Annotated in this window: 17 protein-coding genes; 10 read left to right on the top strand and 7 right to left on the bottom strand. The window is 70.9% G+C overall.

Features of this window, described 5'->3' with window-relative positions:
* Window positions 1–16: 16 nt before the first annotated feature.
* The gene (locus tag GRX01_RS12460; protein ID WP_159667856.1) at window positions 17–607 is read right to left on the bottom strand and encodes a tRNA (cytidine(56)-2'-O)-methyltransferase; all 591 of its coding nucleotides are present in this window, start codon (window positions 605–607) and stop codon (window positions 17–19) included.
* Window positions 608–800: 193 nt separating this feature from the next.
* On the opposite strand from GRX01_RS12460, the gene GRX01_RS12455 reads away from it, so the two are divergent.
* Both GRX01_RS12455 and GRX01_RS12450 read left to right on the top strand, forming a co-directional pair.
* Entirely contained in the window at window positions 801–1,733 is a 933-nt protein-coding gene (locus tag GRX01_RS12455) for an SDR family NAD(P)-dependent oxidoreductase (protein ID WP_159667853.1), read from the top strand.
* A 90-nt stretch (window positions 1,734–1,823) separates the two neighbouring features.
* A complete protein-coding gene (locus GRX01_RS12450) occupies window positions 1,824–2,759 on the top strand; it encodes an NAD-dependent epimerase/dehydratase family protein (protein WP_159667850.1) in 936 nt (311 codons plus the stop codon).
* 212 nt (window positions 2,760–2,971) lie between these two features.
* On the opposite strand, the gene GRX01_RS12445 is transcribed toward GRX01_RS12450, so the two are convergent.
* Together GRX01_RS12445 and GRX01_RS12440 are read right to left on the bottom strand one after the other, a co-directional pair.
* The gene (locus GRX01_RS12445; RefSeq protein WP_159667848.1) at window positions 2,972–3,337 is read right to left on the bottom strand and encodes a BsuPI-related putative proteinase inhibitor; all 366 of its coding nucleotides are present in this window, start codon (window positions 3,335–3,337) and stop codon (window positions 2,972–2,974) included.
* A gap of 55 nt (window positions 3,338–3,392) precedes the next feature.
* Window positions 3,393–4,595, bottom strand: a complete 1,203-nt coding sequence (locus GRX01_RS12440) for a S8 family peptidase (protein ID WP_159667846.1) — start codon at window positions 4,593–4,595, stop codon at window positions 3,393–3,395.
* 200 nt (window positions 4,596–4,795) lie between these two features.
* Between GRX01_RS12440 and GRX01_RS12435 the strand changes: the two genes are divergently transcribed.
* From GRX01_RS12435 to GRX01_RS12425, 3 genes are all read left to right on the top strand, one after another.
* On the top strand, window positions 4,796–5,656 hold the full coding sequence (locus GRX01_RS12435) for a DUF2797 domain-containing protein (protein ID WP_321168076.1): 861 nt from the start codon (window positions 4,796–4,798) through the stop codon (window positions 5,654–5,656).
* Between the two features lie 118 nt (window positions 5,657–5,774).
* Window positions 5,775–7,358 (top strand): methyl-accepting chemotaxis protein, encoded by a 1,584-nt coding sequence (locus GRX01_RS12430; protein WP_159667840.1) that lies wholly within the window; start codon window positions 5,775–5,777, stop codon window positions 7,356–7,358.
* Window positions 7,355–8,125 carry a bacteriorhodopsin gene (locus GRX01_RS12425; protein ID WP_159667837.1) on the top strand — a complete coding sequence of 257 codons (771 nt, stop codon included), beginning with the start codon at window positions 7,355–7,357 and terminating at the stop codon, window positions 8,123–8,125. Before GRX01_RS12430 ends, GRX01_RS12425 begins: the two co-directional genes overlap by 4 nt.
* A 67-nt stretch (window positions 8,126–8,192) precedes the next feature.
* On the opposite strand, the gene GRX01_RS12420 is transcribed toward GRX01_RS12425, so the two are convergent.
* From GRX01_RS12420 to GRX01_RS12410, 3 genes are all read right to left on the bottom strand, one after another.
* Entirely contained in the window at window positions 8,193–9,932 is a 1,740-nt protein-coding gene (locus GRX01_RS12420) for a DNA mismatch repair protein (RefSeq protein ID WP_159667834.1), read from the bottom strand.
* A gap of 58 nt (window positions 9,933–9,990) precedes the next feature.
* A complete protein-coding gene (locus GRX01_RS12415) occupies window positions 9,991–10,299 on the bottom strand; it encodes a UPF0058 family protein (RefSeq protein ID WP_159667831.1) in 309 nt (102 codons plus the stop codon).
* A 166-nt stretch (window positions 10,300–10,465) separates the two neighbouring features.
* The gene (locus tag GRX01_RS12410) at window positions 10,466–10,870 is read right to left on the bottom strand and encodes a CopG family transcriptional regulator (protein ID WP_159667828.1); all 405 of its coding nucleotides are present in this window, start codon (window positions 10,868–10,870) and stop codon (window positions 10,466–10,468) included.
* A 192-nt stretch (window positions 10,871–11,062) separates the two neighbouring features.
* Here GRX01_RS12410 and GRX01_RS12405 point away from each other — a divergent pair, with 192 nt between their 5' ends.
* From GRX01_RS12405 to GRX01_RS12385, 5 genes are all read left to right on the top strand, one after another.
* Window positions 11,063–12,451 carry an MFS transporter gene (locus tag GRX01_RS12405; protein ID WP_321168075.1) on the top strand — a complete coding sequence of 463 codons (1,389 nt, stop codon included), beginning with the start codon at window positions 11,063–11,065 and terminating at the stop codon, window positions 12,449–12,451.
* Between the two features lie 99 nt (window positions 12,452–12,550).
* Window positions 12,551–12,841: a ribonuclease P protein component 4 gene (locus GRX01_RS12400; protein ID WP_159667825.1), complete on the top strand. Its 291-nt coding sequence runs from the start codon at window positions 12,551–12,553 to the stop codon at window positions 12,839–12,841.
* A 102-nt stretch (window positions 12,842–12,943) separates the two neighbouring features.
* Entirely contained in the window at window positions 12,944–13,192 is a 249-nt protein-coding gene (locus tag GRX01_RS12395; protein ID WP_159667822.1) for a YhbY family RNA-binding protein, read from the top strand.
* On the top strand, window positions 13,189–14,139 hold the full coding sequence (locus tag GRX01_RS12390) for a mechanosensitive ion channel family protein (protein WP_159667819.1): 951 nt from the start codon (window positions 13,189–13,191) through the stop codon (window positions 14,137–14,139). Before GRX01_RS12395 ends, GRX01_RS12390 begins: the two co-directional genes overlap by 4 nt.
* Before the next feature lie 144 nt (window positions 14,140–14,283).
* A complete protein-coding gene (locus GRX01_RS12385; protein ID WP_159667816.1) occupies window positions 14,284–15,807 on the top strand; it encodes an amidase in 1,524 nt (507 codons plus the stop codon).
* A 3-nt stretch (window positions 15,808–15,810) separates the two neighbouring features.
* Here GRX01_RS12385 and GRX01_RS12380 read toward each other — a convergent pair whose 3' ends face one another.
* Window positions 15,811–17,004 (bottom strand): acyl-CoA dehydrogenase family protein, encoded by a 1,194-nt coding sequence (locus tag GRX01_RS12380; protein ID WP_159667813.1) that lies wholly within the window; start codon window positions 17,002–17,004, stop codon window positions 15,811–15,813.
* Window positions 17,005–17,219: the final 215 nt, after the last annotated feature.

Raw genomic sequence — 17,219 nt, 5'->3', positions numbered from 1 at the left:
CCTGTCTCTCCCGAACCTACGTCTCGGTTTCCCGGTCCTCGTCGCCGTCCCCGACGCGCTCCGCGTCGGCCGCCTCGGGGTCGACCACACGCTTCCCGGTCTCCTGCGGAACCACCACCTGCTCGGCGTTCGCCCACTCCCGATCCAGCTCCTCGCCCTCGAAGAGTCGGTCGAGGAAGACGGCGAGGCCGGCGACCTCCGAGTGGGGCTGGTTCGTCACCCCGACGTTGTAGTCGGCCTCGTCGTAGAAGTCGAACGGGACCTTCTCGCCGCCGACCACGACGAGGAGGGGCGTCCCATCGTCGACGGAGTCCGCGCGGATCTCAGCCTCGACGTCCTGTACCCGCTCGCCGTACATCGTGAGGTGGACGACCGTTCCCGCCCAGTCGCGCGTGAGCGCGCGCTGGTCGTCGCGCAACTCGACGGCGAAGGGCCCGCCGAAACGGTCCGTGATGTCGCGGATCGTCTCGGCGGACTGTCCGGCGTTGTCCGGGAGGATCACGCGATCGGCCCCGAGCGCACGCGCCGTGAGCCCCACGTGGGTCGTCATCCGGTCGTCCCGGCCGGGGCGGTGGCCGTACCGGAGGACGACGACGTCGTCGTTCATACGTGGGGAACGACGCGCCCGCGTAAGGGCGGTTCGCTTTCGCATGCGAGGGCGAGCGCAGCGAGCCCTCGGAACAGGTGCGCCGAGCTTGTGGGCGAGCCGCAGAGAGGGCCCGTAACGCCGAGCGCAGCGAGCCCTCCGACCCGTCACCGCCGCCGATGGCGCTTTCCGACCCGAGCCACTTCTGACGCACATGCGCAACTACCCCGAGGACATCGCCGGCGTCGGCGACGAACGACTGGTCGGGAGGACGGCGCTGGTGACCGGGTCGACCAGCGGGATCGGAAAGGAGGCGGCCCTCTCGCTGGGACGGCTCGGGGCGCACGTGATCGTTCACGGCCGCGACGGGGAGGCCGGGTCGGCGGTGGTCGACGAGATCGAGGCCGGCGTCAACGAGGGCACCGCCGAGTTCGTCGCCGCCGACTTCGCCGAGCTCGAGGAGGTGAGCGCACTTGCGGACGCGACGCGACACGCCGCGGGCGACGACGGGCTCGACCTCCTACTCAACAACGCGGGCGGCTACTTCCGCGACGCGCGACTCACCGACCTCGGCGTCGAGTACACGTTCCACGTGAACCACCTCGCGCCGTACCAGCTCACCGCCGAGCTGCTCGACGATCTGACCGACGACGCCCGGGTTGTCACCACCTCCTCCGAGGCGCACCGCGGGGACCGGATCGACCTCGACGCGGTCGAGTCGGTCGATGACTTCTCCTCGTGGGGCGCCTACCAGCGCTCGAAGCTGGCGAACGCGCAGTTCGCCGCCGAGCTCGCCCGCCGCCTCCGCGCCTCCGACCGCGAGGTCACCTCGAACAGCTTCCACCCCGGCGCGATCCCCGGATCGGGATTCCTCCGGGACCTCCCGGGGCCGCTCTCGCGGGTCGCCCGCGCGCTCGGTCGGCTCCCCTTCGCGACGACGCCCGCGGAGGGCGCCGCGACGGCGGTGTACCTCGCGGTCGCCGACGACGTCGCGGACGCGACGGGGCGGTACTTCGCCGACTGTCGCGAGAAGAAGCCCTCCACGGAGGCGCAGGACCCGCGCGCACAGCGCCGCCTGTGGGAACGCAGCGCCGAGTTGCTCGGGATCGACGAGCCGCTGGCAGCCCTTGCGGCCGACGAGATCTGACCGGCCGCACGGGGGATCGAACCGTCCGCCCGACCGCGGTCGGGACCTCGGACCGCAAGACCTTTTCAGCGCGCTCACCCCGAGAACGTCATGGACTTGACCGGAACCGCCGCGCTCGTCACCGGCGGCGGCGGCCTGATCGGCTCGCACCTCGCGGGACACCTCCAGTCCGAGTACGGCGCCGACGTGCGCGTCGCCGACGACTTCTCGAAGGGCGATCGCGATCGGATCCCCGACGGCGTCGACGTGATCGAGGCCGACCTGACCGACGAGGCGGAGACGCGCGGGGCGGTGACGGCCGACCTCGACGTCGTGTTCCACCTCGCGGCGTACACGGACACGAACTTCGACGACGACCGCCGGCTGTTCGAGGAGAACGCCGAGATGACGTACAACGTCCTGGAGGCGATGGAGGCCGCCGGGGTCTCGAACCTCGCGTTCACCTCCTCCTCGACCGTCTACGGCGAGGCCCCCCGCCCCACCCCGGAGGACTACGCCCCGCTGGAGCCGATCAGCATCTACGGCTCCTCGAAGCTGGCCGACGAGGCGCTCATCTCGACGTACGCGAAGAGCTACGGGTTCACCGCGTGGGTGTACCGCTTCGCGAACATCGTCGGCCCGTACCAGCGCGGCAACGTCGTCCCCGACTTCATCCAGAAGCTGCAGGCCGACCCCGACGAACTGGAGATCCTCGGCGACGGCCGCCAGGAGAAGTCGTACCTCCACGTCACCGACTGCGTCGACGCGATGTGCCACGTCGTCGAGCACGGCGAGCGCGACCTCAACACGTACAACCTCGGCTCGCGCACCACGACATCGGTCAACCGCATCGCCGACATCGTCGCCGAGGAGATGGGCCTCGACCCCGAGTACAGCTACACCGGCGGCGACCGCGGCTGGACCGGCGACGTGCCCAAGATGCGCCTCTCCGTCGAGAAGCTCGCCGCGCTCGGCTGGGAGCCGCCCGCCTCCAGCGACGACGCCGTCCGCGCCGCGACGCGGGACCTGCTCGAAGAGCTGCGTTGAGGGCTCGATATCGAGCATGAACTATTTACTCGTTAGTGGAAAAACTATTTCTTGTCGGAGGTCGTAGACGTTAGTATGAACCAGTACCGCCAGACAGCCTACGCAGACGCAGCCGACTCGATCCGCCGGATCAACGACCGCGACGTCTCGCTGGGTCGGCCCGCCGGCAACAACTGAGGACGCACGAGCCGCGCTCGAACGGACCCCTCGCGTTATGCGCCGTCCGGCACGACCACGGTCATCGACGCGTCGGCGTCGGCGCCTGTCGACGCCAGCGACCCGGTTACCTCGTACTCCCCCGGCGGCGGCGACGCCCAGTTCCCCTCGTAGTTCACCGCCTCTCCGGGTTCGAGCGTCTCGCTCCCGAGCGCCATCGCGAACGCCCTCCCCCCGCTCCAGCGCCAGACCTCGTCGCCGTCGCCGTCGCCGGCGGCGTCGACCGCGACGAACTCGGCTCGTTGGCCGTCCGGGAACGACAGGTCGACGTCCCCGTCCCCGACGTTCTCGACCGTCAGTGTGAGGGTCAGTCCGTCCTCGGACGGCGCGACAGTCAGCGTCGCGTCGAGCGTTTCTGCCATGCCTTCGAGTCAGTATGCCGCGAAAAGAAACCACGGGTCGTCGCCGGACCGCCCGTCAGTCGTCGCCGGAGTCGTAGCCCAGCGCCGTGGCGGCGTCGAGCAGCCCGCTTCCCTGCTCGTTGTCGGCGAGCCCGACGTCCTCGGCCGTACTCTTGAGCCGAGATCGGGCCTCCTCGTTGGTGTAGCCGTTCGCCATGAGGTGTGTGGCCGCGCCCGAGACGTGCGGACAGGCCATCGACGTGCCCGAGAAGGTGTCGTAGCCGCCCGGGATCGTGGAGTAGATGTCGGTCCCGGGAGCGATCAGCTCGACCTCCGAACCCGTCGAGGAGAAGTCCGAGAGCGTGTCGTCGCTCGCGGAGGAGGCCACCGCGATGCACTCGCTGTAGGCGGCGGGGTAGCCCACGCAGTCCGTACAGGGTCCGTCGTTACCCGCCGCGGCGACGAGGAGCACACCCCTGTCGTGGGCGTACGTGCAGGCGTCCTTCACGGTCTGGGAGCCGGAGGAGGCACCGAGACTGAGCGAGCCGACGTCCCACCCCTGGTCGGCGGTGTACTCGATGCCGGCGGCGATGTCGGAGAAGCTCCCGGAGCCGCGCTTGTCGAGGACCTTCACCGCGTGGAGCGTCGCCTCCGTGGAGACGCCGACGACGCCCTCGTCGTTGTCGTCGGCGTCCGCGATGCCCGCACAGTGTGTGCCGTGGTCGTTGTCGTCGTCCCAGGCGACGTTGCAGTCCCCGCCCTTGCATTTCACGAACGCCTTCCCCTCCCCGAGGTTCGCCTGCAGGTCCGGGTGGTCGGAGTCGATACCGGTGTCGATGATCGCCACGTCCGCCCCGGCGCCGGTGTCGCCGTTGGCGTGGGCCGTCTCGGCGTCGACCCGATCGACTCCCCACGGGAGCGTCTGACTCGTCGAACCGCCGTCGTCGCCGCCACCGGGGCCGCCGTCGTGGCCGTCGCGGTGGTGGATCGCGTGCATCGTTCCGTTGGCCTCGACGTAGCGGACGTCCGGACGCTGGCGTAGCCCCGCGATCGCGTTCTCGCTCACGCGGATCGTGAGCGCGTCGAACGCGAACTCGCGGACCACCGCCGCCGCCTCCGCCCGTGCCGCCCGCAGTCCGCTCGGGGCCGAGTACCCCACGTTGACCTCGACGGTTTCCGGGCCACCGGCGCTCGCCACTCCGACGAGTCCAGTGCCCGCGACCGCCGCGCCGACCCCCCTCAGTACGTCACGTCTGAACTTGCAGCCGTCCCGTTCCATGCCACATGTACACGGTACGCATACCTATAAAATTCTATCTTATAGATATTGGTATTATGTGATAAAGCAGATATAGAATCGCGTCCGGTATCGGACGGCGGATCGGGAACTGGGGGCCGATCGACGGTCGGGAATGGAGGTCAGAGTGTGGTTCGGGGACGATGGACACCGATTTATCGCCCGGCCGGCTACGTCGCCTCGTGCAGATCGTGGGCTACGAGACGCCGGCGGGCGCGCTGTTCGTCAGCGACGGCGCCCCGGATCCGGACGCCCCGCCCGGAGCCGCGACCGGCGAGGTCGACCGAGTCGCCCTGGACGCCGGAACGGAGCTGTCGTGGCGCCTCGGCGATCGACGCTGTGCGGGCACGGTCCACGACGGGGGACACGTCGCCTGCGGGAACGAGACCGCGCCGTACTGTGAGGACCACCGGTCGACGTGGGTGTGCGCGCGGTGTACCGGGGCGTGTCTCAAGGACGAGATGGACTGTTTCGACGACCACGCGATCTACGTCGCCGCGTTCGCCCCGGACACGTTCAAAGTGGGCGTGACGAGGGACTGGCGACTCGACACCCGCCTCCGCGAGCAGGGGGCCGACCGAGCGGTCCACCTGCGGACCGTCGAGAACGGCCGGATCGCCCGCGAGATCGAGGCCGGGATCGCCGCGCACGGGCTGGAGCGCGTCGACGGTGATCGGACGGGCGACAGCGCCGCGGCCGCCGGGAACGGCTCGCCGGACACCGACGGCCTCCCCGATCGCGTCCGCGTGCCGACGAAGGTCGACGGCCTCGGGGCGACCGTCGACGAGGACGCCTGGTCGACGCTGCTCGCCGGCGTCGACTACGAGGCGTCGTTCGCGTTCGACTACGGCCTCGACCTCGTCGGGCGGCCGGTCGCCGAGACGCTCGCCTCGGGCACCGTCGTCGGCACCAAGGGGCGGGTCCTCGTGCTGGAGAACGGCGGCACGACGTACGCCGTCGACGTTCGCGACCTCGTCGGGTACGAGGTCGTCGAGGGCGAGGGCGAGCCCGCACGCCAGTCGAGCCTGGGCTCGTTCGGATAGCGACGGCGATCGACGCTCCGGAACGCGGCGCCGCCCACGCGCCGTTCCCGGTATAGACTTCACATTCGATATTTTGCGGGCCGCCTTGATATGCCATCAGTCCGAGCACGCGGATAGAATGGTACAACTACTCCGACGAAGTTTCGCGGCGAAGCTCCTGGTCGGGTTCGCGCTCACGACGGGCGCGACCGTCGGCTACGGGCTCGTGACGCGGAACGTCGTGGGGACGATACTGATGGCGACCGCGGGACAGGTGGTGTTGGGAGCGTATCTGGGCACCAACACCGTCGTCTCCATGCGGACGCTGGAGGAACAGACCGAAGCGATCGCGGACGGCGACCTCGACGTGGAGGTCCGGACGTCCCGGATCGACGAACTCGGCCGCGTGTACAGCTCCGTCGACCGGATGCGTCGCTCGCTGGCCGACCGGATCGAGGAGGCCGACGAGGCGCGGGCGGAGGCGGAGGCCGCGGAGTCGCGCGCCCAGTCGCTCGCCGAGGACTACCAGCGGACGGCGACCGACTACGCCGGGACGATGCGCGCGGTCGCGGACGGCGACCTACGCCGTCGGGTCGACGTCGACCACGAGCACGAGGCGATGGAGACGGTCGGGACGGCGTTCAACGACGCCGTCGACGAGCTGGAGGCCGCCCTCGCACGCGTCGACACGTTCGCCGGCGACGTGGCCGACGGGGCCGCCGACGTCCGCGCGGCCGCCGAACAGATCGACGACCGGACGGACGACGTGCTCGCGGCGACCGACGACATCGACGCCGCGACCGACGAGCAGCGCGCGACCGCCCGGACGGGCGCCGAGGAGACGGCCGACCTCTCGGCGACCGCCGAGGAGGTGGCGGCGACGACCGAGTCGCTCGTCGAGACGACCGACGAGGCGGCGGACGCCTCCGAGGAGGCCCGCACGGCCGCCGGCGACGCCATCGAGACGATGGGCGACGTGGACGAGACGATGAGCGAGGCGGTCGACCGGATCGAGACGCTCGACGACGCGACCGCCGAGATCACGGAGGCGGCCGAGCTCATCCGCGACATCGCCGAGCAGACGAACATGCTCGCGTTGAACGCGAGCATCGAGGCCGCCCGCGCCGGCAGCGACGCCGGCAACGCCGGCGACGGCTTCGCGGTCGTCGCCGAGGAGGTCAAGGGGCTCGCCGAGGACACCGGTGACCGAGCCGACGCGATCGCGGAGATGATCGACGAGGTGCGCACCGAGACCGAGCGCGCGGTCGAGGCGATCCGACGGACCAGCGAGCAGGTGAGCGACGGCTCGACGACCGTGGCCGAGGCCGTCGACCGCCTCGACGACATCGCGGAGGCCGTCGACGACCTCGATCAGGGCGTCCGCGAGATCAGCGACGCGACCGGCGAGCAGGCGTCGGCCGCCGCGGGCGTCTCCGAGACGATCGACGACCTCGCCGAGAACAGCGACCGAACGGCCGACCGCGCGGCCGAGGCGGACGCCGCCGCCAGCGAGCAGTCGGCCGCCGTCGACGCGGTCGTCGAGGAGTCGGAGACGTTCCGAGCGCGCTCGGACGACCTGCTCGACGTGCTCTCGGAGTTCGAGGTCCGGGAGTCGGCCGCCGAGGAGACGCCGACGGCCTCCGGGTCCGGCGGCCGGGGCGGGGCCGGCAGACCGGCGATGAGCGACGGCGGCGACGCCGTCCACGGAGGTGAGCACCGATGATCGGCGATCTCCTCTCGCCGTCGCTCGGCGGCGTCGACTCCGTCGTCTACGGCGTCGGCACGCTCGGAATGCTGGTCGGCGTCGTCGTCGTGACGTGGCTGCTGCGCGACGGCGATCTCGACGCCGAGGCCGGGAAGTTCCGGTACCTGATGATCATCCCGGCGTTCGCGGGGCTGTCGTACGCCGGCATGACCCTCGGTATCGGCGTGATCTCGATCAACGGCTACGAGGTCGAGGGGGTGCGCTATCTCGACTGGCTCGTCACGACGCCCGTGCTCGTCGGCTACGCCGGCCACGTCGTCGACGTCGACCGCTCGGTCGTCCTCGGCGCCGTCGGCCTCGACGCGACGATGATCCTGACGGGCTTCGTCGCGACGACCACCGCGGGGACGCTCCGGTGGGGGGCGTTCACCGTCTCCACGCTGGCGTTCCTGCTCATGCTGTACGTGCTGTTCGTCCAGTACCCGCGGCGGGCGAGGGCGACGTCGCCCGAGCGGAAGCGGCTGTTCCTCCGCCTCCGCAATCAGGTCGGCGTCCTCTGGCTGCTGTACCCCGTCATCTGGCTGGCGAGCCCCGTCGGATTCGGGCTCGTCTCCACGCTCGGCACGGCCATGCTCGTGACGTTCATGGACGTGGCAGCGAAGGTGCCGTACACGTGGGTCGTCCACGAGCATCGCGGGATCTTCCGGCACGAGCGGGACGCGGTCGCCGTCGACCGCGACGCTGACGACTCCGGCCGCGACTCCCCCGTCGCGACCGCGGACTGACGCGATCGGTCCGAGGGGCTCGCACAGACCGGCAGTCCGCGCTCGAACGCCTCCGAGCGCGACCGAACTACTCCTCGCCGTGCGCCCACTCCGCGTCCGAGAGCGTCCGCTGGACGGCCTCCTCGCCGACGGCGGACGCGAGCTCCTCGAACCCCTGACGGACCGCGCGGTCGCCGGCGTTGGCGACGAGCCGCGAGACGATGAACTCCGGCGTCGACTTGCCGACGACGCCGAACCGTGGCTGGTAGTCGACGAGCAGGTCCAGATCGTTCGTCAGGCCCTCGGCGAAGATGCCGTCGACGCGTGCGGCGTCGGGCAGCGGCGAGAGGTCCTCCGCGAGGTGGGTGACGTAGACGCCGACCGCGCCGCGGTCGACCGTGAGCTCCACGAGTCCGTTGAGCAGGTCCGCCGCGCGGCCGGGCTCGGTGATCGCCTCGAACTCGTCGACGAGCATCAGGGTCCGACCCTCGCTCACCAGCGGCGGGACGACCGACTTCAGCGTCGACTCCAGCACGCCGGCGTTGAACGAGGCGTGCCGGCGGTGGAACACGACGGTGTCGAACCGGCCGACATCGGCGGCGTCGGCGGGGACGGGCAGTCCCATCGAGGCGAGGACCACGACCTGACAGACCGTCTCCAACAGCGTCGTCTTCCCCCCGGAGTTCGCGCCCGTCAGGACGGCGACGCGGTTCCCGTGGGGGGCCTCGATATCGAGGTCGTGGTCGCCGACGGCGTAGGTGACCGGCTGGACGTCGCCCGAGAGGAACAGGTTGCGGGCGTTCGTGATCGCGACGCCGTCGCCCCCGAGGACGGGTCGGGCGAGGTCGTGGGCGACGGCGAACCGCGCCAGCGAGAGCAGGAACGCGATGGTGCCGACGGCCGAGGCGACGGCGTCGACGTCGGCGCCGCCGGCCTCGACGTCCGCCTCCAGCTCCGCGCGCACCTCGGCGGCGCGCTCGTCGGCCTCGCTCTCCAGTTCGTCCGCGAGCGTGCGCAGCGTCGCGCCGACGAAGTCCGCGCCGTCGACGGCGCCCTCGGGTCCGGCGGACTCGACGCGACCGCGCGTGAGGCCCGTCTCCTCGGCGACGTACTCGACGACCGCGGAGCGGAACGCGTCGGCGTCGCGGGCGCCGCGCTCGCGCACCGTCTCGACGACGTCGAACGCCGAGTCCGCGAGGTCGCGGGCGGCCGTCGCGCGCTCGCGCAGTCGGTCGAGCCTCTCGTCGGCGCCGGCGGCGACGCCGTCCTCGGTGAGCGCGGCCAGCGCGTCGGCCGCCTCCCGGAGCCCCTCCTCGTCGACGCCGTCGAGCGCGGCGAAGGTCCCCCCGCGAAGCCCCGCCTCCCGGAGCGCGAGCGCGCACTCGACGGCCGCGCGGTCGGTTCCCCCCGCCTCGTCGTACTCGGCGAACGCCGACAGCACCGCCTCGCGGTCGGCCTCGCTCAGGTCGGCCCACGCGTCGCGGGCCTCAAGGACGTCGTCGAGGCGCTCCTCGCGCCGTTCGTCGCTCGTGAGCGGCGTGAGCACGCGGACGCGGTCGGCGGCGTGTTCGGTGACGGCGTAGCTCGCGGCGATGTCGAGCAGGTCGTCGTACACCTCGCGGGCGTCGCGCGTCCCGAAGAGGTCCATCGCCTCCTTGCCGTTGGCCCGGCGGAGCACGCGGGTCGCGCGACCGCGGGGAACGCCGGCGTCGACGAGCGCGCGTACGTCCGCGGCCTCGATGGCGGCGATCGCGGCTTCCTCGCCGAGAGACCCCCGGAGCGTCTCCGCAGTCTTCGGCCCGACGCCCCAGTACTGTTCCAGTCGCATACGGGCCCGTGTGGACGGAGGGGTGTAGACGGTACCGGTCGCGACCCGTCGGGACCGCTCACTCGGGCGACGACCCCGGCGGCGACTCCTCGATCGCCCGCGTCGACGCCTCCGAGGGGGCGGCGTTCGGCACCCCACCGGACTCCTCGGCCCCGTCGTCGCTCCCGCCTGTCGTCGCCGCGAGCGCCGTCGCGAGCGCGAGCACCGCGGCCTCGTGGTCCTCGCGGTCGGCCCGCATCGACATCGGCGTGACCCCGAGCGACTCGTAGGCTTGGAGAGCGTCGTCCGGAAGCTCGCCGCGCGTGGAGAGGTAGCCGGCCGCTATCCGGAGGAGCGCGTGGAGATGGACGAGCTCGTTCTTCCGCATCCGTGGGGTACACGCCGCGGCGGGGACTAACGGTGTTCCCGAACACGTTCGACCGGGCCCACGAACGGGTCGCCGCCGTCGAGGCTGACGGATCGCGGACGAACCGGGAGCACAACGCCGAGTGGGCGGCAGCCGGACGGAACGGAACAGGACGGAACGGGGCGGATCAGACGCCGGAGGTCGAGCCGTTCTCGGCGCGATCGCGGTAGACGCGGAGCAGTTCCTCGAGGATCATCCCCGAGCGGTCGGTCGTCTCGTAGTTCTCGTCGATGAACTGCTCGGCCTCGTCGAAGTCGTTGCGCAGGCCGAGTTGGCGGACGGTGATGACCGCGTTGAGGAAGTCGCGACCGCCGTCGGCGCCGATGAGCACGGGCTCCTCCTGGAGGTCGAGTTCGTCGCGGATCTCGCCGTAGTTGAACGTCTCCGGCTCCCAGTCGTCGCTGACGAGCGCGAGCACGTACTCCGCGGAGAAGCGGTAGAACTCGGACTTGCTCTCGAAGACGCCGTCGTCGACGAGCGTGTCGATCTCGTCGACGACCTCGTCCGGGTACCGAACGGTGTCTTTGGCCATTCCGAGTTCCTCCTTCGTGAGAGGCTTATGGCGAACCGTATAGAGTCTTTTGGTTACTTGACAGACTCGATCGGGAAAACGGGCCGTAGAAGCCCCATGCCAACCGAATACTGGGTTTGATACGCAGAGTCGACATTCAATACCCCGGGTCGAACCGTACGGTTCACCTGTCCGTTCGTCGAAGGCCGCGGCGTGCACCGACCGTCGCTCGATGCCGTCCGCGGCTTCGACCGCGCCGTCTACGTCGTCGCGTTGGGGCAGCTGATCAACGTCTTCGGCGGCGGGCTCGTCTACCCGTTCGCGACGGTTCACTTCCACCTGCAGGTCGGGATCGCGCTGTCGGTCGTCGGGCTCGGGCTCGGCGCCAAGAGCGTGACGACGGCCGCGGGGACGGCCGCGGGCGGACTCCTCGCCGACGTGGTCGGCCGCAAGCCCGTGATGGTCGCGTCGATGGCGCTGTCGGCGGTCGCGCTCGCGGCGTTCGCGTTCGTCCCCGAGATCGCCGGCGTCGTGCCCGGGTCGGTTCAGGCCGCGACCGGGGTCTCCGCGCTCGGTGTCGCGTTCGTCGGCGTCTGCGTCGCCTCGGGGTTCGTCCGCGGGCTGTACACGCCCGCGAGTCACGCGATGACGGCGGACCTCACCGACGCGTCCGAGCGCGACCGCGGGTACGCCCTCCTGAAGGTCGCGAACAACGTCGGCTTCGGCGCCGGCTTCGTCGTCGGCGGCGCCCTCTACTCGGTCGCCTCGGTCGCCGTCTTCGTCGCCGACGGCGCCACCTCCGCGGTCGTCGCGCTGGTGATCCTCCTGTTCGTGCCGCGCAGCGCGGGCGGGGACGACGACGCGGAGCGGCCGGCCGCCTCGGGCGGTGAAGCCGCCCCGAACGCCGGCGCGCTCGCGGCTTGGTGGCGGGCGGCGACCCGGCCTCGGGTGCTCGCGTTGGCCGGCGTCAACGTCGGCTTCGCGGTGATGTACGCGCAGATGCAGACGACCGTTCCCGTCGTCGCCAAGGAGGGCTTGGGACTCACGGCCGCACAGCTCGGCACGCTGTACGTCGTGAACCCGGCCACCATCGTGCTCCTGCAGATCCCGCTGGTCGACGCCGTCGGGGGCTGGCGCCGCACCCGGGGGCTCGCCGTCTCGGCGTGCTTCTGGGCCGTCGCGATGCTCGCGGCGTGGGGGGCGGATCTCCTCCCCGCGCCCGACGGCGCCGGGATCGCCGCGCCGGCGGTGCTGCTGGGCGTCGCGCTCGTCGGCGGCCACCTCTTCCTCCGGACGGTCGGGGAGGTGCTCCACTCCCCGCTGGCGTCCGCGCTGATGTCTGACCTCGGGAGCGCGGCCGAGCGCGGGACGCAACTGTCGATGCTCGAGGTCGCCAAGCGCCTCGGCATCGGGTTCGGCTCGTTCGCGGGCGGACTGTTCTTCGATCTCGGCCTGTCCGGCCTGCTGTGGCCGACGCTCGTCGCGGTGTGCGGGCTCGTCGTCGTGGCGTTGCTGTGGCTCGAACGGTCGCTCGATCCGGTCGAGAACGGCGCTCGCGGCGACGCGACGGAGGGCGGGGCCGAGCCCGCGAGCGACGGTTGACGGCTGGCCCGCCAGCGTTCCCCGGGGGGCGCCCCGTCCGCGGGAACACACCCGAAACCGCTATCCGCGGGCGTCGTCGACGATCCGCTACGGTTCCCGATGAACGACGCATCGATCGCCGAGGAGCGGATCGACCGCCTCGCGGAGTTCGCTCGCCGGCTGGCCCGTGCGGGCGACGACGAGCGGGCGCGCGAGGCCGTCAGGCTCGCCCGACGGATCGCGGAGCGACACCGCTGCGGACTCCCCCGGCGGTTCGACCGCTTCACCTGCGACGCGTGCGACGCGTACCTCCTTCCCGGTCGCACCGCACGGGTCAGGTTGCAGGAGGGGAGTCACGTGGTGGTCCGCTGTGACTGCGGCGCCACCGAGCGGTATCCGTACCGGGAGTGACCCCCACCCGGAGACGGCGAACGCGGCTGCGACGCGCTGGGAGCGCCGATTTCTGGGCTGCGAACGGGAACCTTCAAACCGCGTCCACGGCTAGCGAGCCGTATGACTGACCAAGATCTGCGAAAGCAGGCCCACGACCTCGACGTGACCGTCTGGGTCGGCAAGAAGGGCGTCTCGGCGGTCGTCGACGAGCTCGACGACCAGCTGACGGAGCGCGACCTCGTGAAGGTGAAGTTCCATCGCTCGGCACAGGCGGGGACCGACGTGGACGAACTCGCCGCCGACCTGTCGGAGCGGGTGTCGGCCGACCTGATCGAGACGCGCGGACACACGGCCGTGCTGCATCGATGACGCCGGGGAGCGCGTCCCTCGTCGCGAGGCCCGTCCTCCAGACCGGCGGCGAGACGGGGAACCCCGCGACGTTCGTCGCCGACCTCCTGGAGGGGCTCGGCGTGCCCCCGACGTTCGCCGACCCCGCGGGCGCCGCGATCACGTTCCTCGTCGTGCTGGCGGCGTTCGTGGTGGGCGGACGGGCGCTCGTCGTTCCGCTCGTGAGCCGCCTCCTCGACGCGCAGGGCCTCGAAACGCACGCGAAGCGGCCGCTGAAGAAGTTGACCACCGTGATCGTGGTCTTCGTCGGTATCGCCGTCGCCTTCGGGTTCGCCGGCTACGGGGACTTCCTCCAGTCGCTGGCGACGATCGCCGCCGCGGCGACGCTCGCGATCGGCTTCGCGATGCAGGACGTGATCAAGAACTTCGTCGCGGGCATCTTCATCTTCACCGACAAGCCGTTCCGCATCGGCGACTGGATCGAGTGGGACGACCACTCCGGCGTCGTCGAGGACATCTCCTTCCGGGTCACCCGCGTGCGGACCTTCGACAACGAGCTGTTGACGGTCCCGAACTCCCAGCTCACTGACGACGTCATCAAGAACCCCGTGGCGAAGGAGACCCTGCGCCTGCAGTTCCTCTTCGGCATCGGCTACGGGGACGACATCGAGCACGCCACCGAGATCATCGTCGAGGAGGCCGAGCGCCACCCCGGGATCCTCGGCGACCCGGCGCCGTCAGTACGCCTGACGGAGCTCGCCGACAGCTACGTCGGCCTCAAGAGCCGCATCTGGATCGACAACCCCTCGCGCGCGGACTTCGTGAAGATCCGCGGCGAGTACGTGACGAACGTGAAGCGGCGCTTCGACGAGGAGGGGATCGAGATCCCGTTCCCGCAGCGGGACCTCTCGGGCAACGTGGAACTCAACACCCCCGCGGAAGGCGGCGCGGCCCTCGGCGACGACTGACGGCGACGGAGGCGGAGGCGCTCGGTCCCGCGCGGCTCGGTCCGTCGTCCGGAACGCGACAGCCGACAGATTCAGGGCGCTCGTTCGCGTGCTGACGTGTGACATGCGTCCGATGACCACAGCCACCGCTCCCGCCGAGAGCCGATGACGACAGCGACGCCGGACTCGTTCGATCTCCTCGAGGCGACGGTCGCCGACGTGCACGCCGCGATGGAGGCGGGCGAGGTGACCGCGGAGGCGCTCGTCGACCGCTACCTCGACCGGATCGACCGCTACGACGACGAACTGAACGCCGTTCTGACGCTGAACTCCGACGCCCGCGAGCGGGCCCGCGACCTCGACCGGCAGTACGAGGCGGATGGCCCCGTCGGCCCGCTCCACGGCGTGCCGACACTGGTGAAGGACAACCACGACACCGTCGACATGCCGACGACGGCCGGCTCCGTCGCGCTCGCGGACTCTCGGCCACCGCGCGATGCGGCCGTCGTCGAGCGGCTCCGGGACGCCGGGGCGGTGATCCTCGGCAAGACGAACCTTCAGGAGCTGTCGTTCGGCGTCGACACGATCAGTTCGCTCGGCGGCGAGACGCGCAACGCCTACAGCCGCTCGCACAGACCGTCCGGCTCCAGCGGCGGCACGGCGGTCGCGGTCGCCGCGAATCTGGCGACGCTCGGCACTGGGTCGGACACCTGCTCGTCGGTCCGGTCGCCACCGGCGTTCAACGCCTGCGTCGGCGTCCGTCCGACGCGTGGGCTGGTCAGCCGGACCGGAATCGTCCCGCTGAGCCTGACGCAGGACACCGCCGGACCGATCACCCGGACCGTCGGCGACGCCGCCCGGATGCTGGAGGCGATGGCGGGCTACGACCCCGCCGACCCGGTCACGGCTCGCGGGGCCGACGCCGTCCCCGACGGCGGCTACGTCGCCCACCTCGACCCCGACGGGCTCGCCGACGCGCGGATCGGCGTCGCGCGGCAGTTCTTCGGGCCCCGAGAGGACCCGGACGACGGGGTCGGGACCCGGACGGCCGACGCGGCGGCCGTGACCGCGGTCGTCGACGACGCGATCGCGACGTTCGAGTCGGCGGGCGCGACGGTCGTCGATCCCGTCGAGGTCGTCGACCTCGGGAAGCTGGAGAGCGCGCGGGTCCTGACGTACGAGTGGGCCCGCGACCTCGCCCGGTACCTCGCCGAGATCGGTGACGCGACGCCGCACGACTCGCTCGCGGACGTGGTCGAGACGGGGTCGATCGTCGACCCGATCGCCGACCGAATCGAGGAGTCGGGCGCGCTCGACGTCGATCCCGCCGCGGTCGGCGGCGATCCGGACTACCTGCGCCGGCTTCGCCGACGGGAGGAGGTGCGCGAGGAGACGCTCGCGACGATGGTTGAGAACGACCTCGACGCGCTGCTGTACCCCCCGTCGCGCGTCCCGCCGGTCGAGATTCCGGCCCATCAGCCGTTCGAGGAACTGAACTGCGAGCTGTCGGCGCACACCGGTCTGCCGTCGATCGTCGTGCCCGCCGGCACCACCGACGAGGGGCTGCCGGTCGGCGTCGAACTGCTGGGTCGGGCGTTCGCCGAGCCCCGGCTGTTCGAACTCGCGTCCGGGTTCGAGCGTTCCGCGGACCCCCGCAGTCCGCCCGCGGGGCTCGGACCGCTCGAGTGAGCGTTACTCGTCGAGGACCTGTTGTGCGATCGTGTTGCGCAGGATCTCGCTGGTCCCCTCGTAGATCTCGTTGAGCTTCGCGTCGCGGTAGTAGCGCTCGACGGGGAAGTCCTTCGTGTAGCCGTAGCCGCCGTGGATCTGGATCGCCTCATTGGCGACCTCGCGGCTGATCTCGCTGGCGTACAGCTTCGCCTGCGCGGCCTCCTTGATGAACGGCTCGCCCTTGATCTTCAGGTCGGCGGCCTTGTGCATCAGCAGCTCCGCGGCCTGCAGCTTCGTGTCCATGTCGGCGATCTTGTGTTGTATCGCCTGGAACTGCGAGATGGGGCCGCCGAACTGGTCGCGCTCGGTGGCGTACTCCGCGGCCTCCTCGAGGGCGGCGCGGGCGATCCCGACGCCGCGGGCGGCGATGGTGATCCGGCCGCCGTTGAGCGTCTTCAGCGCCTGCACGAAGCCGTCGCCCTCCTCGCCGAGTAGGCGGTCCTCGGGGAGGTACATGTCGTCGAACCGGAGCTCCGCCGTGGGACAGCCCTTGTCGCCGAGCTTGTGTTCGGTTCCCTCGACGATGAAGCCGTCGTCCTCCTCGGGGCGCACGACGAACGAGGAGATCCCCTTGTTGCCGGCGTCCGGATCGGTCTTGGCGAACAGCGTGACCGTGTCGGCGACCGAGCCGTTCGAGATCCACAGCTTCCCGCCGTCGACGACGTAGCCGTCGCCGTCCTTCTCCGCGGCTGCGCCGCTCCGTTCCGAGGCGCTTCGCGCCTCGCTCTTCTCGGCCGTGGTCTCCATCGCCGGCACGTCGGAGCCGGCGCCCGCCTCCGAGAGCGCGAACGCGCCGATGTCCTCGCCCTCCGCGAGCGGCGTGAGGTACTCCTGTTTCTGCTCCTCGTCGCCGAAGGCGTACAGCATGTTGCCCGCCAGCGAGATGTGTGCGGCGACGACGGTGCCGAGGCCGCCCGAGCCGCGGGCGATCTCCGAGAGCCCGAGCGCGTAGCTGTGGTAGTCGAGGTCGGCGCCGCCGTACTCCTCGGGGAACGGCATCCCCATCAGGCCGAGCTCGGCCATCTGGTCGACGATGTCGCGGGGGAACTCGTCCTCCTCGTCGATCTCGGCGGCCCGCGGCACGATCTCCTCGTCGACGAACTCCGCGACCATGTCGCGGATCTGTCGTTGTTCGGTGGTCAGCCCGAAGTCCATGGTCGTTCCTGTGAGTTGTGCGGCTTCAATCTTTGCGGTCTCGCCGGCGGCGACGTGATCGAGGGCCGGTTCGACGAACGGGTCGGAGGCCGGAGCGAGGGCGGGAGCGGTGACACGATCGACGGAATCGGCGACGTGATTCGGGGGCGCAAGCGTGACAGCCTCGCGACAAACACCACACAGTACTTTTTAACCCTCCTACCATAGGCCACTCC

The organism is Halobaculum saliterrae (assembly GCF_009831625.1).
GTDB lineage: Archaea > Halobacteriota > Halobacteria > Halobacteriales > Haloferacaceae > Halobaculum > Halobaculum saliterrae.
This window is presented reverse-complemented; position numbering and strand designations above follow the sequence as displayed.